Origin of the sequence: Actinoplanes sp. TBRC 11911 (assembly GCF_012933445.1) — a bacterium.
Taxonomy (GTDB): Bacteria; Actinomycetota; Actinomycetes; order Mycobacteriales; family Micromonosporaceae; genus Actinoplanes.
Genome location: NZ_JABBNC010000019.1, coordinates 13450 through 33026, shown reverse-complemented (window position 1 = coordinate 33026; position 19577 = coordinate 13450). Strand labels below are relative to the sequence as shown.

The following is a 19577-nucleotide window of genomic DNA, read 5'->3' as shown; positions in this document are numbered from 1 at the left end:
CGGCGGTGTCCACACACGACCGTTACGGCTTGATGTTGTGGTTTATCCGGAACATGTTGGCCGGGTCGTAGCGCCGTTTGATGGCGGCCAGCCGGTCGTAGCGTTCCGGTCCGTAGACCAGCCGCAGCCGTTCCGGCGTGGTGGCGTCGTCCTTGCCCAGCGTGTTCACCAGGCGGCGGTCGTCGAACACCCACGGCGCGAAGGTCTGTTCCATCCGGCCCAGCCAGTCACGCAGGAGTGCGGCGCGGTCCGGGCCGCCGGCGCCGATGGCCAGCATCAGGAAGGGGATGCCGCGGGAGGGCACCGCGTTCGGGACCGCGGGCTCGCGGTCCAGCGCTCCACCGAGCGCCCGGATCTCGACATTGAGAAGGGGATTGTCGGATCCGGGGCCGGCGAACGCGACGAGCGCGTCGAGGACCTCCGCGGAGAACTCGCGGAGGGTGGTGGTGCCCTCGTAATAGGGGACGGGTGACGGGGGATCCAGGTGGATCACGGGGCTTTCGGTGTACGGGCGGCTCTGCACCGAGTCGAGCACCGGCGCGGTGACCGCGCGGATGGGTGCGAGCAGCAGTTCGCCGTCCTCCTCGGTCCCGAGGTAGGAGAAACGGACGTGCAGCAGGAACTTGCCGCGCATGGCCGGCGGCAGGTCCGGCAGATCGGGCAGTCGCAGCACGGCGAACGAGGTGCTGGCCTCCTCCGGCAGGGTGGGCGCCCACTCGCGCCAGACCCGCAGGACCTTCTCCATCTGCTCGCCGGGGAAGTGCAGGCCTCCGCCGTAGAACTCGGTGAGCTCGAACAGCTCGAACTCGATCGCGGTCACCACGCCGAAGTTGCCTTTGCCGCCGAGCAGTGCCCAGAACAGGTCCGGTTCGCTGTCCGGGGCGACGTGCCGCAGCTCGCCGTCGGCGGTGACGACCTCGATGCGAACGACGTGGTCGGCGGCGTAGCCCTGGGCGCGGCCGAACACCGGGCTCTGCCCGCCGCCGAGGGTGTAGCCGACCACGCTGACGTCCGGGGCGGAACCGCTCATCGGGGCCAGCCCGTACTTGGCGGTGGCGGCCACCACCGCGGCCCACTGGACCCCCGCCTCGGCTCGCGCGGTGCGGCGGGCGGGGTCGACGCGTACGCCGTCCATGCGTGTCGTGTTGATCAGAATCGCACCGTGCGCGTTCTTGACTGCCTGGTGCCCGGTGGCCAGCACGGCCACCGGCAGGTGATGGCGGGCGGCGAAGCGCACGACCGCCTGCACGTCTCCGGCGCCGGTAACCCCCACCGCGACGGCCGGCACTACCGGGTTGCTCAGGTTGAACGTGGCCACCTCGTCGGCGTATCCCTCGTCGCCCGGCAGCAGCACCGGTCCGGCGACCGATCCGTGCAGCTCAGCGACGTCGAACTTGCCGATACCCGAATCCACAGCAGTTCCCCCCATTCGCGCGATGTCCGACGTCAAGGCTGCCGATGAGCCGGTACCCGCTGCCGCCTCCTTCCGGCCACGAAGCACTCGAATCCGGACCGAGCGGCGCCCACCCGGATTGCACCGCTCTCGACCGTTTAATGAGTTAATGCCCGCTAACCTGTGACATGAGGCGGCTGGGCGCAGACGGCGGACCAGCAGCGCCACCCACGTCATCGAGGAGCGCTGAATGCCATGGCCAGACGGACGTTCGGCAAAAAGGTCGCGTTGGGCTTCGGCCTCACCATCGCCCTCACGGTCATCATGGGCGCCACCTCGGTGACGGCCCTGACGATCGTCAGCAACGCCAAGGACGACGCCATCAGTCTCGCGGCCGACGACCTCGTCACCGCCGAGGCCTTGAACACCAAAGCCGAGATCCGCATCAGTGACTACCGCCTCTTTCTCATCAACGGTGATCAGGCGTACCTGGACCTGACCAACGCCGACCGGCGCGATTTCCTCGCCCTGACGACCCGCCTGCATGCCACCCTCAAAAACCCGGTCTCCCGTACGCTGCTGGGCAACGTCCTGGCGGCGGAGGCCAGCCACGCGCGATCACTTGAACCGGTCATCGCGCGGCGGCTGTCGAACCCGGACCTGCGTGCCCTCGGCGCGTTCAACGAGGCCACGGTCGCCACCGCCCGCACCGCCCTGCGAGATGCGATAGCCGGGCTGACCAGCCAGGTCCGCGCCGACGTGGAGAAAAGCCGGACCGCCTCGTCGATCCGCGCGACCCAGGCCATCCTGCTGATCATCTGCGTCGGCCTGGTCGCCATCGCGTTCGGCGCCGGCATCGCGTGGCGCCTCAACCAGCACGTGCGGCGGCAGATCGGCGCGGCCGTCGGCCACATTCAGAACTCGTCGGCGGAACTCGAAGCCGCCGCCGCCGAACTGGCGTCCGGCGGCCGGGATCAAGCCAGCTCGATGAATCAGATCAACATGACGATCAGCGAATTGCTGATCACCGCCCGGCAGATCGCGGACGGCGCGAAGCGGGTCTCGAAGATCGCCGAGGACACGTCCGACGCCGCCCGGCGCGGCGACGCCACGATCAACCAGACCCGGACGTCGATCACCGCCATCCGTACCCAGGTCGATCAGATCGTGCAGCACATGCTGGCGCTCGGCAAGAAGTCCCAGCAGATCGGCGGCATCGCCGACCTGGCCGCCGAACTCGCCGAGCAGACCAACATCCTGGCCATCAACGCGACCATCGAGGCCAGCGGCGCCGGCGAGTGGGGACGCCGCTTCGCCGTGGTCGCCGAGGAGATCCGCAAGCTGGCCGACCGGACCGCCGACTCCGCCAAGGAGATCCGTACGCTCATCGACGACGTGCGCGGCGCGGTCAACATGACCGTCACCGCCACCGAGACCGGCGCCCAGAGCGTCGACGCGGGCGCGCGACAGTTCGACGACGCCACCAGCTCATTCCGGCGCATCGCCGAGCTGGTGGCCACCACCAACGACGCGACCCGGGAGATCGAGCTGTCCACCAAGCAGCAGACCACCGCGGTCGAGCAGGTCAACGTGGCCGCCGCGGACACCGCCCGGGTCACCCGGCAGACCGAGACGAACGCGACACAGACCAAACAGACGGCCGCGCACCTGTCCCAGCTCTCCAGCGACCTGCTCGAGCTGGTCGGAACCGGCCGCCGCTGACCCGCACCCGGCCGCCGCTGACCCGCGCCCGGTCAGGCGTCGAACATCGCGAACAGACTGGTGAGACCCTCGGCGAACAGCGGATGCGTGAAGATCGCGTCGGCCATGTCGGTGTAGGTGAGCTTGCCCAGCATCGCCACCTGGATCATCGTCATGATCTCGCCGCCTTCACTGGCCAGAACGGCGCATCCCAGGATCTGCCCGGTGTCCGCGTCGACGACGGCCTTCATGAAGCCGCGCGTCTCCCCGGTCTCCAGCGCCCGGATGACGGCGTTCATCGGCAGCTTCGCCACCCGGATCGCGCGTCCCTGGGCCCGGGCCTCGCGCTCGGTCAGGCCGGCGCGACCCAGCTGCGGATCCATGAACACCGTGTACGGGACGATCCGGTCGCGCGTACTCGCCGGGCCCTGGTCGAGCAGGTTGGCGCGCAGGATGCGGTAGTCGTCGTAGGAGAGATGGGTGAAGGCCGGACCGCCCTTGATGTCGCCCATCGCGTACACGCCGGAGGCACTGGTTTCCAGGTGTTCGTCGACCTTGATGAAGCCGCGGTCGTCCAGCCGGATGCCGGCCGCCTCCAGAGTGAGCGCTTCGGTGTTGGGGACCCGGCCGATCGCCGACAGCAGGTGCGAGCCGTCGAGCTGCCGTTCGCCGTCCTCGGTACGAACAACCAGCCGTACGCCTCCCCCGGCCGGCTCGACCCGCACCGGGGTGGACGAGGTCAGGATCGTGATGCCGTCGTCGCGCAGGATGGCGGCGACCTCGTCGGAGACGTCCTCGTCCTCGATCATCATCACCCGCTCACGCGTCTGGACGATCGTGACCGCGCTGCCGTAGCGCCGGAACATCTGCGCGAACTCCAGCGCGATGTACCCGCCGCCGAGAATGATCAGGTGCTCCGGCAGGGCGTCCAGCTCCATGATCGAAGTGGAGTAGAGCACCGGCACGTCGTCGGCCCCCGGAATCGCCAGCGGCCGCGCACGAGTCCCCGCGTCGATCACGACCGCGTCCGCACTGATCTGCCGCGTCCCGCCGTCCGCCAGCGCGATCCCGACCGTCTTCGGCCCGGTGAAGCGCGCCTCGCCTTCGAACAGGTCGAGCCCGTCCTGCGCGAGGCGACTGGCATAGTTCGCCCGGGCGCCCGCGACCATGAACCGTTTCCGCTCCCGCACCGCGGCCAGATCCACCGACACCGCCCCGGTACGCACCCCGAACTCGGCGCCGCGCCGTGCCTGGTAGGCGATGCGCGCACTGGCGACCATCGTCTTGGTCGGGGTACACCCCGTGTTGACGCAGACGCCGCCGAGCTGGTCACGCTCGATCAGCGCCACCCGGCGCCCCGCTTTCGCGAGGTCGACGGGCAGGAACCGCCCGCCCTGACTGGTCCCAATCACGATCACGTCGTACCGCTCATCAGACATGGCGTCTCCCCAGGCCCGGGATGAGCCTCTATCTGTCCTGGTAGACCTCGGTCGACACGGCCGTCAAGTACACGTGTCGCCACTCACAGCGGTAATGACAGACCCTCTCGGGCCACCTCAGGCCTGCGCCGACCCGCCACACTGGAGGCGTCGCATCGCTTCGATGTAGGCGGCATGGCCGACTTGTCGTTAGAGTTCGTCCCAGTCCAGAAGTCCGTTTTCCAAGACGTGGCTACGGAAGCCGCCTCGGCCAAAGGGCAAGTAATACTTACTTTCGAGGAGATCGTCTGCCAACGCCTCGACCATGACTGTGGTGAGCTGCTTTGTGCGAATAGCCTCGCATAGCAGCGGTACGGTTGCGGTAACCCGAATACACTTCTCCGCCGCGATGGTCCTCGGCTCGGCGTCGTCCAGGACTACCTCACACTTGTAGATCTGCCCCATCGCGAGAACGCCGCATTCGCCTCTATTCTTGCGGCCGACAACAAGTCGGTTCTCCAAGTGGGCGAATGCTTCAATGTAGTCAAGGTCGGTCGATCGGTGCCTATTGATCCATTCGGCATCGAGCACCGCACGTGTAGCTGACACGTATTCCGTAGCTTCGTTTAGTTCGCTCTCCACGCTGTCTGGAATGTAGACCGGACGCTGTCCGGCAACGAACCGGAGTACTCCCAGCCACCCTTTGTTGGAGAAGTGCCGCAACGGACCGGTGTCGAACACCAAAGCGCTCTCGGGGACGGTCACGACACGAAGGTCCAGATCTCATCGGGACGGCGTGGGCGAATCGACGGAAGATCCAATTCATCAAAGGTACCTTGTAGCAGGTCCAGTGCACGCTCTCGACTAATCCGCTCGTCGCGCACAAGCCTTAGTACCGCGAGTGCCAAAAGTCGTGGAACCGTCGTCCCGGCTAGCTCTTCGAGCGGGACGTACAGGTTCATTTCCACGAGATCTGCGCGAGTGGTTCGGTAATCACGAACAGCAGCGACAGTCCCGCTGTCGGCTAGAGCCAGCTCTCTGAGCCTGGTCGCAAGAGTCGCCATGTCAACTCGGAATTTGCTCGCCAAGATGATCGCCGTACTGCGCTCCCCAAGTCGGTCCACATCCTCCTGCCATTGCTGCTTAACCGCAGCTTCTGGCAGGAGTAGAGCGCGAGCGAAACGGTCAAGACGAGATTCCATCGGCACGGCGTGATCAGGATTTTCGGCCACTCGCCAGTCGACCGTGTAGGCGTCAGAAATCAGGTAGTGGCCGACCTCATGTGCCAATGCGAGTCGCCGACGGCCGACCTTCATGTGGCTGTTGACGAGACTAACAGCCCCTCGCCGCAACAGGATCGTGCCAGCGTCGGCGGTGTCTTTGCCAACATCCCGGGAAAAAGCCAGGAGGCCGATTTTGCCGACGCTGTCTGACAGCTGAAGAATCGGCTCTTGCGAAGAAAGGCCCATGAGGCCACGAGCCGTCAAGGCAAGAGCCTCCGCCTCGGCATTTGTCGAAGGGTGGCTGGCGGCCGCTCGTGAAACCTCGCTGGCTGCGTCTAGCCCCAGTTCGTCCACGCCAAGCGCGGCAACGAACTCAACTTCATCGGCGAATCTAGCGAGCAGCGCGTCGATCTGCGAGTCTGCGGTATCCAGCCCTTGGCTAGACCTGTGCTCGACGAGGGCCGGCACGGGCTCCTCGAAGAAGGTGAACATCCGCACGCCAAGCGCAGCGCCGATCTCGGACAGTTCGAGCGCGGTAACCTTGCGGGTACCGTTCTCGATCTTGTTAATGGCAGTACGGTCCAAACCGACAGACTGTCCCAGATCTTCCTGACTCAGGTCAGCACGCTTACGGGCATCTCGGATGCGGCCACCCAGCGTCTGCGCGTCGAGGCTCGTCACATGTGCGATTATCGCACACCAGGAGCCGCAGGTCGTGCAGGACGACTGTGACGCTGCAGATTCGGCCCACCGAGCCCGGACCAAAGCGGCGCGTGCGGCCACCATCCAAAGCGAGCTGGACCTGATGTTCGACACCAGCGCGGAGCGGTGAGCGCAGATGCCGCAGATCGAGGCGGGGTGGGCCGCCAGCGACGCCAAGCGGCGGCCCGCCCTGACCGTCGAGCACCACATGGTCCAGCCGGGCGAGGCGGTCAGATTCGATTCGAACTGGTCGAGATGAGCGTGGTCAACCGAGGCGTACGTGAGGCCGGGATCGCGTTGCGGGCCGACGGGACGATCGTCGCGGCGGTGCCGATCGCGGTTGCCGAACGAATCAGCGCATACTGACACGCCCGCGGCGATCTGGTGCCCGGCGACACGGTGTGGTTAGTGACCAAGACGCTCGGCTGCCAGACGATCTGCTGGACACAGGCCAGAGCGCGAGTCATCCGCACCGACCAGACCCGCACATACGTCATCGTCGCCGTCGGCCAGGACGAGCACCGTATCCACATCGACTATGTCCAGCGCACCGATCCTGGAGCGACCCGCAAGCAGCGTGCAAAGAACGCCACGACGCGGAAGTCGATGCCGGACGGGCTTAGCGACCAGACCCTGTAATAGCCAGGAGCATCAAGTTGCCGAAAGTACGTGGAGCCAAGATTCCCCTCTCGGCGGCTATGCCCGTGCCAACTCAATGCAGGAGACGCCGAGAGCGGATCTTGGCGGCTGCATCGTTGGTCCCGGTTTGTGGTGACATTAGACCTTAAGCGCGGCGAAAAGTGCTACTACCGTGATCGGTGTTACGAATCGGTCGCCGAAATGCGACGACGTTGCCGCCATGCTGCGGAGCCGGCGCCGACTGCGGTTCCATTGGTAATTCGTCGGGTGCCGCATGCTCATCAAGTACTTGGAGAGCCAGCTCTTGCGACCAAGCGGCATCCTTGGCTAGGCCCTCGACGTTGGGTCCGGCACCGTAGCCAATCTCAGCTAGCTTTCGAAATGCTCGCGGCTTTTCGCGTGGAACATATCCCGGCTCTGACTTGTTCCACCCACGAGCGCTTACCTGCTTATAAAGGCTTGTCGCCCGATCCTGGTCGACAAATCCTAGCTCGCGCGCTCGTCGAATAAGGCTTTTGATGGAAACGCCCCATTGAGTCTTGAGCATTGTCAAGCTGTTGAGTGTAATAACGGTTGGCATTGCGTCGGCGATCGCTACTTGTGGAGTGAGTAGCTCGGCAGCGAATTCATCGGCTTCAGCTTCGATGTCTTTGCCTCTGTCGCCTCTCTGATGCAACACCAAGTGTCCTAGCTCATGCGCGACGCTCCAGCGGAGTCGATCACCTGGAACGCCAGTCAGAAGCGCTATGACTGGGATCTCGCCGTACCATGCACAGAAGGCATCGAGTGCCTGGGCAGAGTAGGGAAGCCCCAGAGTGACAACGCCGAGCCGCTCAATAGCAAGTATCAGATAGGGAAGCGGTAAATCGCGACTGAATCCGAGCAATAGGCGTACGGCAGCCGCAGCATCTCTTGGTGGAACCGAAGGAAATCGCTCTAGACGCACAGGAATTGGTTTGCCGAAGCCCTGAAGCCGAGTGTATTCCTCAAGAACTAGTCTCGCCCACTGCATCGCAGACGATTTGACACCCTGAGTGAGTCGGCTACTCCTAGCGCGAAGCTGCGGTGACATTGCCTCAAAATCATGTGACGGACGACGCTCAAAGAATTCGACCGTAACGCCGAGCGATCCAGCAATCATGGCGATCATTTCGGCGTTAGGTACAGTCGCCCCAGATTCGATCCGAGAAAGCTGGTATTGAGTCAATTCAGGAATCATAGAGGCGAGCGCAGACTGAGTAAGGTGCTGGAGTTCCCGCACCTGTTTCACGCGCTCGCCGTAAATCATCCCGCTTCCTCTTCTCCAAACTGTTCATACGTGTAATCTGGCTCAAGTTCGTTCAGGTCTGCGGCCCGCATGTCCGCCATACGTCGATAGAGCTTGCCACTCCAACGCAGAGTCAGGCTGTCGCGACGGTGATTGCCACCTCGGGGACTGACAAGAAACATTGGATCGATCAGCGTGCCGGCGTTGTCCTGCCAGAGCAGCAGCAGGTTCCGGCTGTTGAGCATCCCGTCGAACGGTTGCTGCGCCCAGAACGCCTGCTTTGCTTCTGACTTGCCAGGGATCGGGATCGTGGGTTCGACGCCAGTAGCCCCTCCCTCTGCATGCAGCACGCGGACAACGTACCCGCCAAAGATCACGAGAACACCCGAGAGAGGCAAGGCAAACCGTGAACCGTCTAACGTCGCTTGCAGGCCCATGTCACGCAACTCCTGGCAGGCGACCCGGCGCACGGTGTGCAGGTAGTACCACGGATCGTCGATCCGAAGGAACTTCGCCTTGGCGTGTTGGTCCGCGGCAGTGACGAGCCCGCGCTCCATCGATGTGAACACCGACTTGATGATGGGTTGGAGACTGCTCACGGCCTCCCCGAAGGTACTCATGTGCATAAGATGCCATTGAAGTTCACACCCCCCAACCCAACACGCCGAACGGCCTGACGCCCTGACAAACTATCGAACATCCGTTCTAACATCAACGACTACGATCCATGCTTCCCTGGGCCGCAGGTGGCTGCCCCAAAGCCGCTCGCTGCACAGGTCCACGTCCGCCAGCAGTGCAGCAACGAATTACCACAACGAACCCGACCTGAGAGGAGGTCAGCCGACCCTGAAACGAAGGATGTCCTGCCCGCAAGGCTTGACCCAACCGCGTCGCGGTTAGTCCATAGGCTCGGGGTTCGAGTCCCCGGCGGCCCACGAGCTGGGGCACACCCGTATCCGCGGGATGCGCGGACCGCGGCGCTCGTCATTTCTGCTCCGGGGGCCGAGCCCGTGTAAACCCCACGTTGCGGTGGTTGCCGTGGGCGAGAATGTGCGCTTGATGGGCGGGTCCTCACCGGTAACGACAGGCCCTCTCTGTCCGGGCGGCCGCGGACGTAGCGTCGGTGCATGGAAATCCGCAAGAAGCAGCCCTCCGTTCCCGGAGCGACCGAGACCTTCACCGGCCACGTCTGGTACGACGTCATCGCGCAGGGCAATCCGCCGTCGCGGCTGCGGGTCAACGCCGTGCACTTCGCCCCCGGCGCCCACAGCGCCTGGCACCGGCACGCCAACGGCCAGACCCTGCACGTGGTCGAGGGGTTCGGGCTGGTGCAGTCGCGCGGTGAAAAGGTCGTCGAGATCCGCCCGGGCGACACCATCGTCACCCCGGCCGGCGAATGGCACTGGCACGGCGCCACCCCGGACAACTTCATGACCCATCTGGCCATGTGGGAAGGCCTCGCCGAGGGCCAACAGGGCCCGGAAACCGAGTGGGGCGAGCACGTGACCGACGAATACCCCGGCCGCTGAGCCGCACCCGTCACCCACGCAGGAGTTCGCGGACCTCGCTCTCGTCGCCGTTCGCCACCACGTGGCCCCTTTCGTACTCGTCGAGCACGCGGGGGTCCACGTAGGCGGCGCGCGCCACCGCCGGCGTGTTGCCCAGCGTCTCGGCCACCTCTTTCATGGCCCGCGCGACGGCCTTCTTCCGCTTCGCCTTCGTCGGCTGCGGACCGATCTCCGCCAGTTCGACCGCCGCGGTGACCGTGCCGTGCCATGTCCGGAAGTCCTTCGCGGTCATCTGCTCGCCGCTGATCTCGCGGAGATACTCGTTGATCGACTCGGCCCGGACCTCCTGCCAGACCCGGGCCGACGCGTCCCAGTGGGCGAACAGCCGGTCCTCGCCCCGCCGCCGGCGGCGCAGGTCACGCAACACCTGGCACACCTCGCCGTCGTCCACGGTCACCGCATGGCGCACGCCCGACTTACCCGGAAAATCCACCATCGCACGACCTTCCCTCGTACGCACGTGGTCCGGTCTCAAGGTGGAAAGCCCGAACGACGGGTCCTCCTCGCGGGCCGCGTATTGCTCGCCGCCGACCCGGAACATGCCCAGGTCGAGCAGCCGGACAATGGCGGCGAGCACCCGCGAGCGCGTCAGCCCGCGCCCGGCCAGATGCGCACGCAACCGGTCCCGCACCTCGGGCAGCCTTTCAGCGACGCGCAGCGTGTGATCGAACTTCTTCTCGTCGCGCGCGGTCCGCCATGCCGGGTGATAGAGGTACTGCTTGCGCCCGGCCGCGTCGACGCCGGTCGCCTGGATGTGCCCACGCTCATCCGGCGAGATCCAGACGTGCTCCCAGGCCGGCTGGATCACCAGGCTTTTGATCCGCTCAAGCTCGCGGACCGGCTCACCGTCCGGCCCGAGATAGCGAAATCCCTTGCCGGAGCGCCGCCGGGTGATGCCAGGTTTACCGAGGTCACTGCGCCGCAGTCGCACGGCGGCTCCTTCGATCGGGGGGTGGACCCACGAGATGCCCCGGCCGCGGTCCGGCAAACAACTGACCGCCGCTGTGACGACGACGCGGGGAGGCTCGCGCCCCGGGCAGTGCGGAGCCTAGGCTCTAACACCGAGGTGGTCATCGACATGAAGCGGCCGTACCGCGAGGGCAGAGTCCCGCGCGCATGAAGGGTTGGCGGAAGCGGCACCCCCCGGGGGCCACAGAGCAGGTCGCGCGATGGACGCTCGACCAGCCACCTCAGTTGCGGACGCTGCGCACGGCGTTGCAAACCGCGGTCCGGTCCCGGGCGCTGCCGGCCACAGTGGACGTCACCGACCTTCTCGAGCGACTACTGATCGTGGCGACCGAGCTCGCGGGCAACGCGCTGCGTCACGGGCAGCCGCCGGCGGTGGTGGCGCTGCTGCAGGTCGACGGGCAGCTGATCGTCGACGTCGCGGACCGCGACCCGGTGGGCGAGCCGGGCGTCGATGAGCAGCGGCCGGCCGGCGCCGGGGGTCTGGGCCTGCCGCTGGCTCAGCGCCTGGCACAGGATGTGGGCTGGTACGCGACCGAGGACGGCAAACACGTGTGGGCCGCGATCGCCGTCGTCGCGGCGTGACTCGTTCAGGCGTACGTGATGTATAGCAGTGCCGTGTCGTCGCTGTGCCGGCCGTTGTCCTTCTGCACCGCCGCGAGCAGGCTGTCAAGGTATTCGACCGGGTCCGGGATCGTGGCCAGCCGCCCGGCGAGCTCGACGAAACGGTCCTCGCCGAGGCGGGTGCCGTCGGCGGAGAAGCCCTCGTACGCGCCGTCGGTGTAGAGCAGCAATCCCGCGCCGGCCGGCAGCGAGAGGACCGATTCCTGCCACGTCCCCCGGCCGGGAAACATGCCCAGGCCCAGACCGTGGTGGACGTCGGCGGGACGCGCGCCGCCGGGCGTGACGATCAGCGGCGGTGGATGGCCGGCGCTGGTGAGCACCACGCTTGACCGGTCGGGCTCGATGCGGGCCCCGCACACGGTGGCGAACATGCCGTCGTGCGGGCGTTCGGCGACCAGCACATCCTCGAGCAGCCGCATCCGCCGCGTCTTGGGCACCCCGGCCAGCGTCAGCGTCCGCCAGCCGACCCGCAACGCGACACCCATGGCCGCCTCGTCCGGTCCGCTGCCGCTCACATCGCCGATGACCGCGTGCACAGCGCCGTCGCCGGTCTGCACGACGTCGTAGAAGTCGCCGCCGAGAAGCGCCCGTTGCCGCCCGGGGACGTACCGGCTGACCAGCCGCACCGCGGGATCGGCGAGGATCGGCTTGGGCAGCAGACCGCGCTGCATGCGGGCGTTCTCACTGGCCTGCAACTCACTGTCGCGAAGGCTGCGCTCGGCGACCTGGGCCCGCTTGCGGTGGATCGCGTACCGGATCGTGCGGCGCAGGACCTCGCCGTCGATCTGCCCCTTGACCAGGTAGTCCTGGGCGCCGGCCGCGACCGCGGTGGTGGCCGTCGTGGCGTCGTTGAGGCCGGTCAGCACGAGCACCGCCGCCTGCGGCCACCGGGTGAGAACCTGGTGCAACGCGTCCAGCCCGTCGCCGTCCGGCAGGTGCAGATCGAGCAGCACGGCGTCGGGGTCGTGACCGGATCGGACCGCGTCGGTCAGCGTGCCGATCACCTCGAGACGGGCGGCGACGTCGCTGTCGGCGAGAAACTCCCGCACCAGCAGCGCATCACCCGGGTCGTCCTCGACGACGAGCAGCATGTAGCCCGCCGAGAGATCGTCCGAACCGTCCGGGTGCGCGTGCGCCCCGTCGTGGCGCCACGGCCGCGTGCCCGCCCTGCTGTCAACGCCCGCCATCGGCACTCCAGTCGCGAATCAGCTGCCGAGCGTCCGGGCGGCATGCACCATCGCCACCCGACCGAGCCAGTATGCCCCAGCAGAAGGGCGGCCATCGAGGCCGCCTCTTTCGTGGCCCCGGGGCCGGCCCTGCGCGGGCCGGCCCCGGGTTCTGACTCAGGCGATCTTGCGCCGATAAACCGCCATGGCGCAGACGTACGCGACGACGAGGATACCGACGCACCAGCCGAGCGCGGCCCAGATCTCGTTACCGACCGGCTGCTGGTCGAGCAGCGCCCGGATCGTGTTGACGATCGCGGTGACCGGCTGGTTCTCGGCGAATGCCCGCACCGGCCCGGGCATCGACTCGGTCGGGACGAACGCCGAGCTCACGAAGGGCAGGAAGATCAGTGGGTAGGCGAAGGCGGACGCTCCGTCCGGGGTGGACGCGGTCAGCCCGGGGATCACCGCGAGCCACGTCAGCGCGAGCGTGAACAGCCCGAGGATGCCGGCCACCGCGAGCCACGCCAGCACCCCCGCCGAGGACCGGAAGCCCATGACCAGCCCGACCAGGATGATGACCACCACCGAGATGGCGTTGGACACCAGCGAGGTCAGCACGTGTCCCCAGAGCACCGACGAACGCGCGATCGGCATCGAGTGGAACCGCTCGAAGATGCCGCCCTGCAGGTCGTTGAACAACCGGAACGCCGTGTACGAGATACCGCTGGCGATCGCGATGAGGAGAATGCCGGGCATCAGATAGTTGGTGTAGTTGCCGCCGCCCGTCTGGATGGCGCCGCCGAGGACGTAGCGGAACAGCAGGAAAAGCGCGATCGGGGTGATCGTGACCGTGACGATCGTGTCCAGGCTGCGGGTGATGTGCCGCATGGAGCGCCCGAGCATCACACTCGTGTCGTTGAGGACGTGGGTTGTCATCGCTTGGCCTCGCTTCCGACGATCGCCAGGAAGATCTCTTCCAGGGTGGGCTGGCGTTCCACGTACTCGACCTTCGCGGACGGGAGCAGCTTCCTGAGCTCCGCCAAGGTGCCGGACGCGATGATCGTTCCGCCGTGCAGGATCGCGATCCGGTCCGCGAGCTTTTCGGCCTCGTCCAGGTACTGGGTGGTTAGCAGCACGGTCGTACCGCTGTCGGCAAGGTTTTGGATCACCTGCCACACCTCGATGCGCGCCTCGGGGTCGAGGCCGGTGGTGGGCTCGTCGAGGAAGATCACCGGAGGGTCGCCGATGAGGCTCATCGCGATGTCGAGCCGGCGGCGCATGCCTCCCGAGTACGCGGACACCTTCCGGCCCGCGGCATCGGTCAGGCTGAATCGTTCGAGCAGGTCGTCGGCGACCCGGCGGGGGTTGTCCACCCGGCGTAACTTGCCGATCATGACCAGGTTCTCGCGGCCGGTGAGGATCTCGTCGACGGCGGCGAACTGCCCGGTCAGGCTGATCGACTCGCGCACCTGCGCCGCCTGGGACACGACGTCGAATCCGTTGACGCTGGCCGTACCGGAGTCGGGTTTGAGCAACGTGGCGAGCATCCGCACGATCGTGGTCTTGCCGGCGCCGTTGGAGCCGAGCAGCGCGAAGATGCTGCCGCGGGCCACCTCGAAGTCGACACCCTTGAGCACTTGCAGTTCCTGATAGGACTTGTGCAATCCGTGCACCCGGATCGCCGCGTTGCTGGTCATGGCTTCCTTTCCGAGGGGGAGGAGCGGGGTTCAGGAGCGGTGGATGATGATGTCGCCATACGAGGTACGGCCGCGCACCTCGACGGTCTGCTCGGCCTGGTCCGGTGCGGTGGCGTTGGTCAGCTGGTTGCGCACGTGCCCGAATCCGGTGTTGACCTCGAGCCAGGCGGCGGTTCCCTCGGCGATGCCGATGTCCAGGTTGCCGACCGCGGTCCCGAGGACAACCGAGCCGCGGGCGACCTCGCCGACCCGGATGGCGCCGTTGGAGGATTTCGCGTCGACGCCGGCGCCGGCCCGCTCGATGTCGATGGCACCGTTGGCGTTGCGCACCCGCACGTCGCCGGTGGCCGTGCCGATCGTGCTGTCGCCATTGGAGTTCTTGACGTCGACGGTGCCGTCGACCTCGCCGATCTGGACCTTGCCGGAGGCGGTGGAGATCTCGGCGTTACCGGCGACGACACCGGCGGTGACATCACCGAACCCGGTGTGCAGGTGCAGCGCGCCGGTTCGTTCCACCGCGACGATGCCGGTGGTCCGCAGCCGGCACTCGCCCAGCCGGCCGGCCCCGCGGATGTCGCCCATCTGCAGGTGCGCGGCGAGCCGCGAATCGCTGGGCAGTTCGATCGACACGTCGACCGAGCGGGTCTTCTTGGAGAAGTCGAAAGTACGTTTCGGCCCGGTGATCCGCAGCGTGCCGCCGGTGTGGTCGACGCGGACCTGGGCGGCGGCCTGCACGTCGGACTCGTCGTTCTCGTCGGTCGGACGGACCTCGACGACGGTGTCGGTGCGGTCACTCGCGGCGATCCGCAGGAAGCCGACGGCGAGCTCGACATCGACGGCGATCGGTTCGGGCGTCTCGAAAATAGGCATGGTTGTCCCCGCATCATGAGTAGGTGAGCCGTTTCCGCAGCTCAGAGAGGTGTGGAGCTAGCGAACCCAGCCGGTGAAGCCCTGCTTGGCCCGTTTGGCGCTGTTCTGTGGCGCGGGACGCTGCTCACGCTCGGAGCGCTGCAGCCCGGCCGCGGCCGCGCGGACCAGCCAGGCGTTGACCGAGCGCCCCTCCTTGGCGGCGGCCTGCTCGATCGAGGCCTTGAGCGGCTCGGGGAGGCGCACGTTGATGCGCGCCGCCGGGCCGTCCTCGGCGATCGCCAGGTCGCTGTCGTCCGGTGCCGGCGCCTCCGCGACCGCGACCGGCTCGGCGGCCGGGAGGGTCACGACAAAGCTCGGGTCGCGACCGCGGAGCCGCAACTCCACCGACCCGGGAGCCAGGTCCCGGGTGATCTCGTCGGCGGCGGCCGAGAGAGCGTCCAGCAGCGTCATCCGGATCGCCGACTCGAGCGACCCGGTCAGGCGCTCGACCAGAGCCCGGGCGTCCGCACCGCCGGCTTCGGCCAGTGTCGCGAACTCGCGGCCGAGGTTGCCCACATACGTCGTCAGGTCCATGGCACCACTATGGCACCTCGATGGCACCAGTGCAAGCCATGTTGGCTCAGCTATGGCATCAGATTCATGGAAACCGATCAGTCAAATCCCCATATCTACGCCTTTGCCAGGACTAATCTCAGGCCATGGGTGCGACAGAGACGGTTCGGGCCGCCGTCGTGGTCGGCGCCCTCGGCGTCGTGTTCGGCGATATCGGCACCAGCCCGATCTACACGCTGCAGACGGTGTTCAACCCGGACGACCCGCATCCGGTCCCGCTCACCAACGCCAACGTGTACGGCGTCGTCTCGCTGATCTTCTGGTCCGTGATGATCATCGTGACGCTGACCTACGTGAGCCTGGTGATGCGCGTCAACAACGACGGCGAGGGCGGCATCATGGCCCTGATCGCGATGCTGCGCCGGTGGGGCGGCGCGTCGATGACGCGGGTCGCGGGGCTGCTCGCGCTGGCCGGGCTCTTCGGCGCGGCATTGTTCTTCGGCGACAGCATGATCACCCCGGCGATCTCGGTGCTGTCCGCGGTCGAGGGCGTCAAGGTCGTCGAGCCCGCGTTTAAGGATTTCGTGGTGCCGGTGACCGCCGTGATCATCGTGGTGCTCTTCGCGTTCCAGAAGAAGGGCACCGCCGCCGTCGGGCGCTTGTTCGGCCCGGTGATGATCGGCTGGTTCCTCGCGATCGGCGCCTGTGGTGCCGCCGGCGTCGCCCGAAACCCCGAGATTCTCAAGGCCCTGTCTCCCTCGTACGCGGCGGGGTTCCTGGCCGGGCGTTTCGAGGTCGCCTTCTTCTCACTCGCCGCGATCGTGCTGGCGGTGACCGGTGCCGAGGCGCTGTACGCCGACATGGGCCACTTCGGACGGCGGGCCATCACCCGCGGCTGGCTGGGCCTGGTGCTGCCCGCGTGCGTGCTCAGCTACCTGGGGCAGGGCGCGCTGATCCTCCGCGACCAGAGCACCGTGAGCAGCCCGTTCTTCCTGCTCACGCCCGGCTGGGGACGGCTGCCGATGGTGCTGCTGGCCACCGCCGCCACGGTCATCGCCGCCCAGGCCGTGATCACCGGTGCCTACTCGGTGGCGTCGCAGGCCGCCCAGCTCGGCTACCTCCCGCGCCTGCGGATCGCGCACACCTCCGCGTCGACGATCGGCCAGATCTACGTCCCATGGGTCAACTGGCTTCTCATGGTCTCGGTGCTGACCCTGGTCCTCGCGTTCCGCAGCTCGGCCGCGTTGGCGTACGCGTACGGCATGGCAGTGATCGCCACCATCACGATCACCACGTCGCTGTTCTTCTACATCGCCCGGGTTCGCTGGCGCATCCCGATGTGGCTGGCGGTGGTGGGCGCCGGCGGCCTGCTGGCGATCGACCTGCTGTTCCTGTCGGCGAACCTCACCAAGCTCGCCCATGGCGGCTGGCTCCCGCTGCTCATCGGCCTGACCGCGTTCACCGTGATGGCCACCTGGCAGCGCGGCCGGCAGGTGGTCACCCGCGAACGGGAACGCGCCGAAGGACCGCTGCGCGCGTTCCTCGACCGGGTGCGCGGCAACGCGTATCCGCATGCCCGGGTGCCGGGCACCGCGGTCTTCCTCAACCGCGGCAAACAGACCGCGCCGCTGGCATTGCGCGCCAACGTCGAACACAACCGCGTGCTGCACGAGCAGATCCTGATCGTCTCGATCGAGACGCTGCCGGTGCCGCACCTCGCCGAGACGGGCCGGATCCAGGTCGACGATCTCGGCTACGTCGGTGACGGGATCATCCACGTGAGCGCCCGCTTCGGCTACATGGATACGCCCGACGTCCCCGCGACGCTGCGGCTGCTCAGCCCGGAACAGACCGAAGGGCCGGTCAAGCTGGACCAAGCCTCCTACTTCGTCTCCAAGATCGAGCTGACCAAGGGATCGGCCCGCACGCTGGCCCCCTGGCGCAAACAGCTCTTCATCGCGACGTCGTACATCACCGCCGATGCCGCCGAATTCCTCGGCCTTCCCCGCGACCGTACGGTGATCATGGGGTCTCGAATCGAGGTGTGAAATCACCGAACCGGACCCGGGCGGCTTCCCGCACTCGCATAGTGAAGGTCGGCACGTGCGGGAAAAATCGCCTATTTCGGTCCGGAAGAGGACGTCATGAGCTCGGTAACCATGACCGGTACCAGTGCGGCACCCGGGCACGCGAACCGGCGGGTCTCCTTCGCCGACCTCGGGGTCAGCGTCAAGGTGCTCGCGGCGGTCGCGACCGCGGCCCTGGTGGCGCTGATCGTGGGCATCGTCGGGCTGGTCTCGCTTGGCCGTGCCAGCGCCTCGGCACAGCTCATCTACAACTCCAACGTCGCCAGTATCAAGGCGGTGGGCCAGCTCAAGAGCGTGGTGACGCAGGCACGGGTGGATGCCTCGAATCAGGCGCTGTCCACGGATGCGGCCCACACCAAGAAGTTCACCGACGACTTCACCGCCGATCTGCAGGCCTTCACGACCGCGATGGCGGCGTACCGCGACAGCATGCCGGCGGCCGCCTCGCAGCTGATCGACGAACTGCAGACCAACTGGGACGCCTACGCCGAAATCGCGACCACCAAGATGATTCCGGCAGGCAATCGCAACGCGCTGACCGAATGGGCCGCCGTACGCGACAACGAAGCACTGCCGGTGATCACCAAGGTCTACGACAACCTCACCGCCCTGGACAGCGCCGAGACCGCCGACGCGGCCCGGAACGCGAGCGCGGCGAAGGCCGGCTACGAGTCCAGCCGGACCACCGCGATCATCACCTTGGTGGTCGGCCTGATAGTCGCCCTGGCACTGGGGTTGATGGTGGCGCGGAAGATCGTGGGGTCGCTGACCAAGGTCACCTACGTGTGCGACGGGCTCGCCGACGGCGACCTCACCCGAAACACCGGTCTCGACACCAACGACGAACCCGGCCGGATGGGACGTTCCCTGGATGTGGCGATGACCCGGCTACGGGCCACCATCTCCACCATCGAGGGATCCGCCGCCTCGCTGGCCGGCGCCTCCGAGCAGATGACCGGCACCGCGGCCAACATCGCCGCGTCGGCCGAACAGACCTCGGTGCAGGCGCTGGCCGTCTCCACCGCCGCCGAGGAGGTGTCGCGCAGCGTCGAGACCGTCGCGTCCGGCAGCGAGCAGATGGGCGCGTCGATCCGCGAGATCTCGGAGAACGCCGCGGAGGCCGCCCGGGTCGCCAGCGAGGCGGTCACCGCCACCGCGACGACGTCGGCCACGATGAACAAGCTCGGCGACTCCTCCGCCGAGATCGGCAACGTGATCAAGGTGATCACCTCGATCGCCGAGCAGACCAACCTGCTGGCGCTGAACGCGACGATCGAGGCCGCCCGGGCCGGCGAGATGGGCAAGGGCTTCGCGGTGGTCGCCAGCGAGGTCAAGGATCTCGCTCAAGAAACCGCCCGCGCCACCGAGGACATCTCCCGCCGGGTCGAGGCGATCCAGGCGGACACCAGCGGCGCGATCACCGCGATCGAACAGATCTCGCTCGTCATCGAGCGGATCAGTGAATTCCAGACGACCATCGCGTCGGCGGTGGAAGAACAGACCGCTACGACCGCCGAGATGAACCGCAGCGTCGCCGAGGCCTCCGGCGGCACCGGCGAGATCGCCCAGAACATCAACGGGGTCGCCGACGCCGCCCGGATGACGAGTCAGGGCGTCGCCGAGACCCAGCAGGCCACCGCCGAGCTGGCCCGCATGTCGACCGAACTGAGCAGCCTCGTCTCCACCTTCCGCCTGTAGCGC

Annotated in this window: 19 protein-coding genes; 7 read left to right on the top strand and 12 right to left on the bottom strand. The window is 66.9% G+C overall.

All coding sequences use genetic code 11. The features are described from left to right. Window positions 1–22: 22 nt before the first annotated feature. Window positions 23–1414 carry an FAD-binding oxidoreductase gene (locus HH310_RS24210; RefSeq protein ID WP_211192559.1) on the bottom strand — a complete coding sequence of 464 codons (1392 nt, stop codon included), beginning with the start codon at window positions 1412–1414 and terminating at the stop codon, window positions 23–25. A 234-nt stretch (window positions 1415–1648) separates the two neighbouring features. Here HH310_RS24210 and HH310_RS24205 point away from each other — a divergent pair, with 234 nt between their 5' ends. Further along, entirely contained in the window at window positions 1649–3115 is a 1467-nt protein-coding gene (locus HH310_RS24205; protein ID WP_169177926.1) for a methyl-accepting chemotaxis protein, read from the top strand. A 32-nt stretch (window positions 3116–3147) separates the two neighbouring features. Here HH310_RS24205 and HH310_RS24200 read toward each other — a convergent pair whose 3' ends face one another. The 3 genes from HH310_RS24200 to HH310_RS24190 form a co-directional block, all read right to left on the bottom strand. After that, window positions 3148–4533: a mercuric reductase gene (locus HH310_RS24200; protein WP_169177925.1), complete on the bottom strand. Its 1386-nt coding sequence runs from the start codon at window positions 4531–4533 to the stop codon at window positions 3148–3150. Between the two features lie 189 nt (window positions 4534–4722). Beyond that, a complete protein-coding gene (locus HH310_RS24195) occupies window positions 4723–5277 on the bottom strand; it encodes a nucleotide-binding protein (RefSeq protein WP_169177924.1) in 555 nt (184 codons plus the stop codon). Further along, entirely contained in the window at window positions 5274–6416 is a 1143-nt protein-coding gene (locus HH310_RS24190) for an XRE family transcriptional regulator (RefSeq protein WP_312034289.1), read from the bottom strand. Before HH310_RS24190 ends, HH310_RS24195 begins: the two co-directional genes overlap by 4 nt. Before the next feature lie 157 nt (window positions 6417–6573). Here HH310_RS24190 and HH310_RS44905 point away from each other — a divergent pair, with 157 nt between their 5' ends. Both HH310_RS44905 and HH310_RS24185 read left to right on the top strand, forming a co-directional pair. Continuing rightward, on the top strand, window positions 6574–6696 hold the full coding sequence (locus HH310_RS44905) for a hypothetical protein (protein ID WP_282438523.1): 123 nt from the start codon (window positions 6574–6576) through the stop codon (window positions 6694–6696). Window positions 6697–6845: 149 nt separating this feature from the next. Next, window positions 6846–7076, top strand: coding sequence for a hypothetical protein (locus HH310_RS24185; protein WP_169177923.1), 231 nt, complete (start codon window positions 6846–6848; stop codon window positions 7074–7076). A gap of 145 nt (window positions 7077–7221) precedes the next feature. Here the strand turns inward: HH310_RS24185 and HH310_RS24180 are convergent, their stop codons facing one another. Next, window positions 7222–8364 (bottom strand): ImmA/IrrE family metallo-endopeptidase, encoded by a 1143-nt coding sequence (locus HH310_RS24180; protein ID WP_169177922.1) that lies wholly within the window; start codon window positions 8362–8364, stop codon window positions 7222–7224. Continuing rightward, on the bottom strand, window positions 8361–8963 hold the full coding sequence (locus tag HH310_RS24175; RefSeq protein ID WP_169177921.1) for a hypothetical protein: 603 nt from the start codon (window positions 8961–8963) through the stop codon (window positions 8361–8363). Before HH310_RS24175 ends, HH310_RS24180 begins: the two co-directional genes overlap by 4 nt. Window positions 8964–9470: 507 nt before the next feature. Between HH310_RS24175 and HH310_RS24170 the strand changes: the two genes are divergently transcribed. After that, window positions 9471–9872 carry a cupin domain-containing protein gene (locus tag HH310_RS24170; protein ID WP_169177920.1) on the top strand — a complete coding sequence of 134 codons (402 nt, stop codon included), beginning with the start codon at window positions 9471–9473 and terminating at the stop codon, window positions 9870–9872. A gap of 10 nt (window positions 9873–9882) precedes the next feature. Here HH310_RS24170 and HH310_RS24165 read toward each other — a convergent pair whose 3' ends face one another. Then, on the bottom strand, window positions 9883–10842 hold the full coding sequence (locus tag HH310_RS24165; RefSeq protein ID WP_169177919.1) for a DNA topoisomerase IB: 960 nt from the start codon (window positions 10840–10842) through the stop codon (window positions 9883–9885). A gap of 185 nt (window positions 10843–11027) precedes the next feature. Between HH310_RS24165 and HH310_RS24160 the strand changes: the two genes are divergently transcribed. Beyond that, window positions 11028–11462, top strand: a complete 435-nt coding sequence (locus tag HH310_RS24160; RefSeq protein WP_169177918.1) for an ATP-binding protein — start codon at window positions 11028–11030, stop codon at window positions 11460–11462. A gap of 5 nt (window positions 11463–11467) precedes the next feature. Here HH310_RS24160 and HH310_RS24155 read toward each other — a convergent pair whose 3' ends face one another. From HH310_RS24155 to HH310_RS24135, 5 genes are all read right to left on the bottom strand, one after another. After that, the gene (locus HH310_RS24155; protein ID WP_169177917.1) at window positions 11468–12688 is read right to left on the bottom strand and encodes a PP2C family protein-serine/threonine phosphatase; all 1221 of its coding nucleotides are present in this window, start codon (window positions 12686–12688) and stop codon (window positions 11468–11470) included. 156 nt (window positions 12689–12844) lie between these two features. Further along, the gene (locus tag HH310_RS24150) at window positions 12845–13606 is read right to left on the bottom strand and encodes an ABC transporter permease (RefSeq protein ID WP_169177916.1); all 762 of its coding nucleotides are present in this window, start codon (window positions 13604–13606) and stop codon (window positions 12845–12847) included. After that, window positions 13603–14367, bottom strand: coding sequence for an ABC transporter ATP-binding protein (locus tag HH310_RS24145; RefSeq protein ID WP_169177915.1), 765 nt, complete (start codon window positions 14365–14367; stop codon window positions 13603–13605). Before HH310_RS24145 ends, HH310_RS24150 begins: the two co-directional genes overlap by 4 nt. A 30-nt stretch (window positions 14368–14397) precedes the next feature. Further along, window positions 14398–15237 (bottom strand): DUF4097 family beta strand repeat-containing protein, encoded by an 840-nt coding sequence (locus HH310_RS24140; protein WP_169177914.1) that lies wholly within the window; start codon window positions 15235–15237, stop codon window positions 14398–14400. A 57-nt stretch (window positions 15238–15294) separates the two neighbouring features. Beyond that, window positions 15295–15810, bottom strand: a complete 516-nt coding sequence (locus HH310_RS24135; protein WP_169177913.1) for a ribbon-helix-helix protein, CopG family — start codon at window positions 15808–15810, stop codon at window positions 15295–15297. A gap of 125 nt (window positions 15811–15935) precedes the next feature. Between HH310_RS24135 and HH310_RS24130 the strand changes: the two genes are divergently transcribed. Beyond that, on the top strand, window positions 15936–17837 hold the full coding sequence (locus HH310_RS24130; protein WP_169177912.1) for a potassium transporter Kup: 1902 nt from the start codon (window positions 15936–15938) through the stop codon (window positions 17835–17837). 96 nt (window positions 17838–17933) lie between these two features. Beyond that, window positions 17934–19574: a methyl-accepting chemotaxis protein gene (locus HH310_RS24125; protein ID WP_248294362.1), complete on the top strand. Its 1641-nt coding sequence runs from the start codon at window positions 17934–17936 to the stop codon at window positions 19572–19574. The last annotated feature ends 3 nt before the right edge of the window (window positions 19575–19577 follow it).

Excerpts from the sequence above, each read along its gene's own strand:
- HH310_RS24140 (WP_169177914.1), bottom strand. The coding sequence starts at position 15,237 with ATGCCTATTTTCGAGACGCCCGAACCGATCGCCGTCGATGTCGAGCTC.
- HH310_RS24175 (WP_169177921.1), bottom strand. The coding sequence starts at position 8,963 with ATGAGTACCTTCGGGGAGGCCGTGAGCAGTCTCCAACCCATCATCAAG.
- HH310_RS24200 (WP_169177925.1), bottom strand. The coding sequence starts at position 4,533 with ATGTCTGATGAGCGGTACGACGTGATCGTGATTGGGACCAGTCAGGGC.
- HH310_RS24155 (WP_169177917.1), bottom strand. The coding sequence starts at position 12,688 with ATGGCGGGCGTTGACAGCAGGGCGGGCACGCGGCCGTGGCGCCACGAC.
- HH310_RS24150 (WP_169177916.1), bottom strand. The coding sequence starts at position 13,606 with ATGACAACCCACGTCCTCAACGACACGAGTGTGATGCTCGGGCGCTCC.
- HH310_RS24130 (WP_169177912.1), top strand. The coding sequence starts at position 15,936 with ATGGGTGCGACAGAGACGGTTCGGGCCGCCGTCGTGGTCGGCGCCCTC.
- HH310_RS24205 (WP_169177926.1), top strand. The coding sequence starts at position 1,649 with ATGGCCAGACGGACGTTCGGCAAAAAGGTCGCGTTGGGCTTCGGCCTC.
- HH310_RS24125 (WP_248294362.1), top strand. The coding sequence starts at position 17,934 with ATGAGCTCGGTAACCATGACCGGTACCAGTGCGGCACCCGGGCACGCG.
- HH310_RS24135 (WP_169177913.1), bottom strand. The coding sequence starts at position 15,810 with ATGGACCTGACGACGTATGTGGGCAACCTCGGCCGCGAGTTCGCGACA.
- HH310_RS24180 (WP_169177922.1), bottom strand. The coding sequence starts at position 8,364 with ATGATTTACGGCGAGCGCGTGAAACAGGTGCGGGAACTCCAGCACCTT.
- HH310_RS24170 (WP_169177920.1), top strand. The coding sequence starts at position 9,471 with ATGGAAATCCGCAAGAAGCAGCCCTCCGTTCCCGGAGCGACCGAGACC.
- HH310_RS24145 (WP_169177915.1), bottom strand. The coding sequence starts at position 14,367 with ATGACCAGCAACGCGGCGATCCGGGTGCACGGATTGCACAAGTCCTAT.
- HH310_RS44905 (WP_282438523.1), top strand. The coding sequence starts at position 6,574 with ATGCCGCAGATCGAGGCGGGGTGGGCCGCCAGCGACGCCAAGCGGCGG.
- HH310_RS24160 (WP_169177918.1), top strand. The coding sequence starts at position 11,028 with ATGAAGGGTTGGCGGAAGCGGCACCCCCCGGGGGCCACAGAGCAGGTC.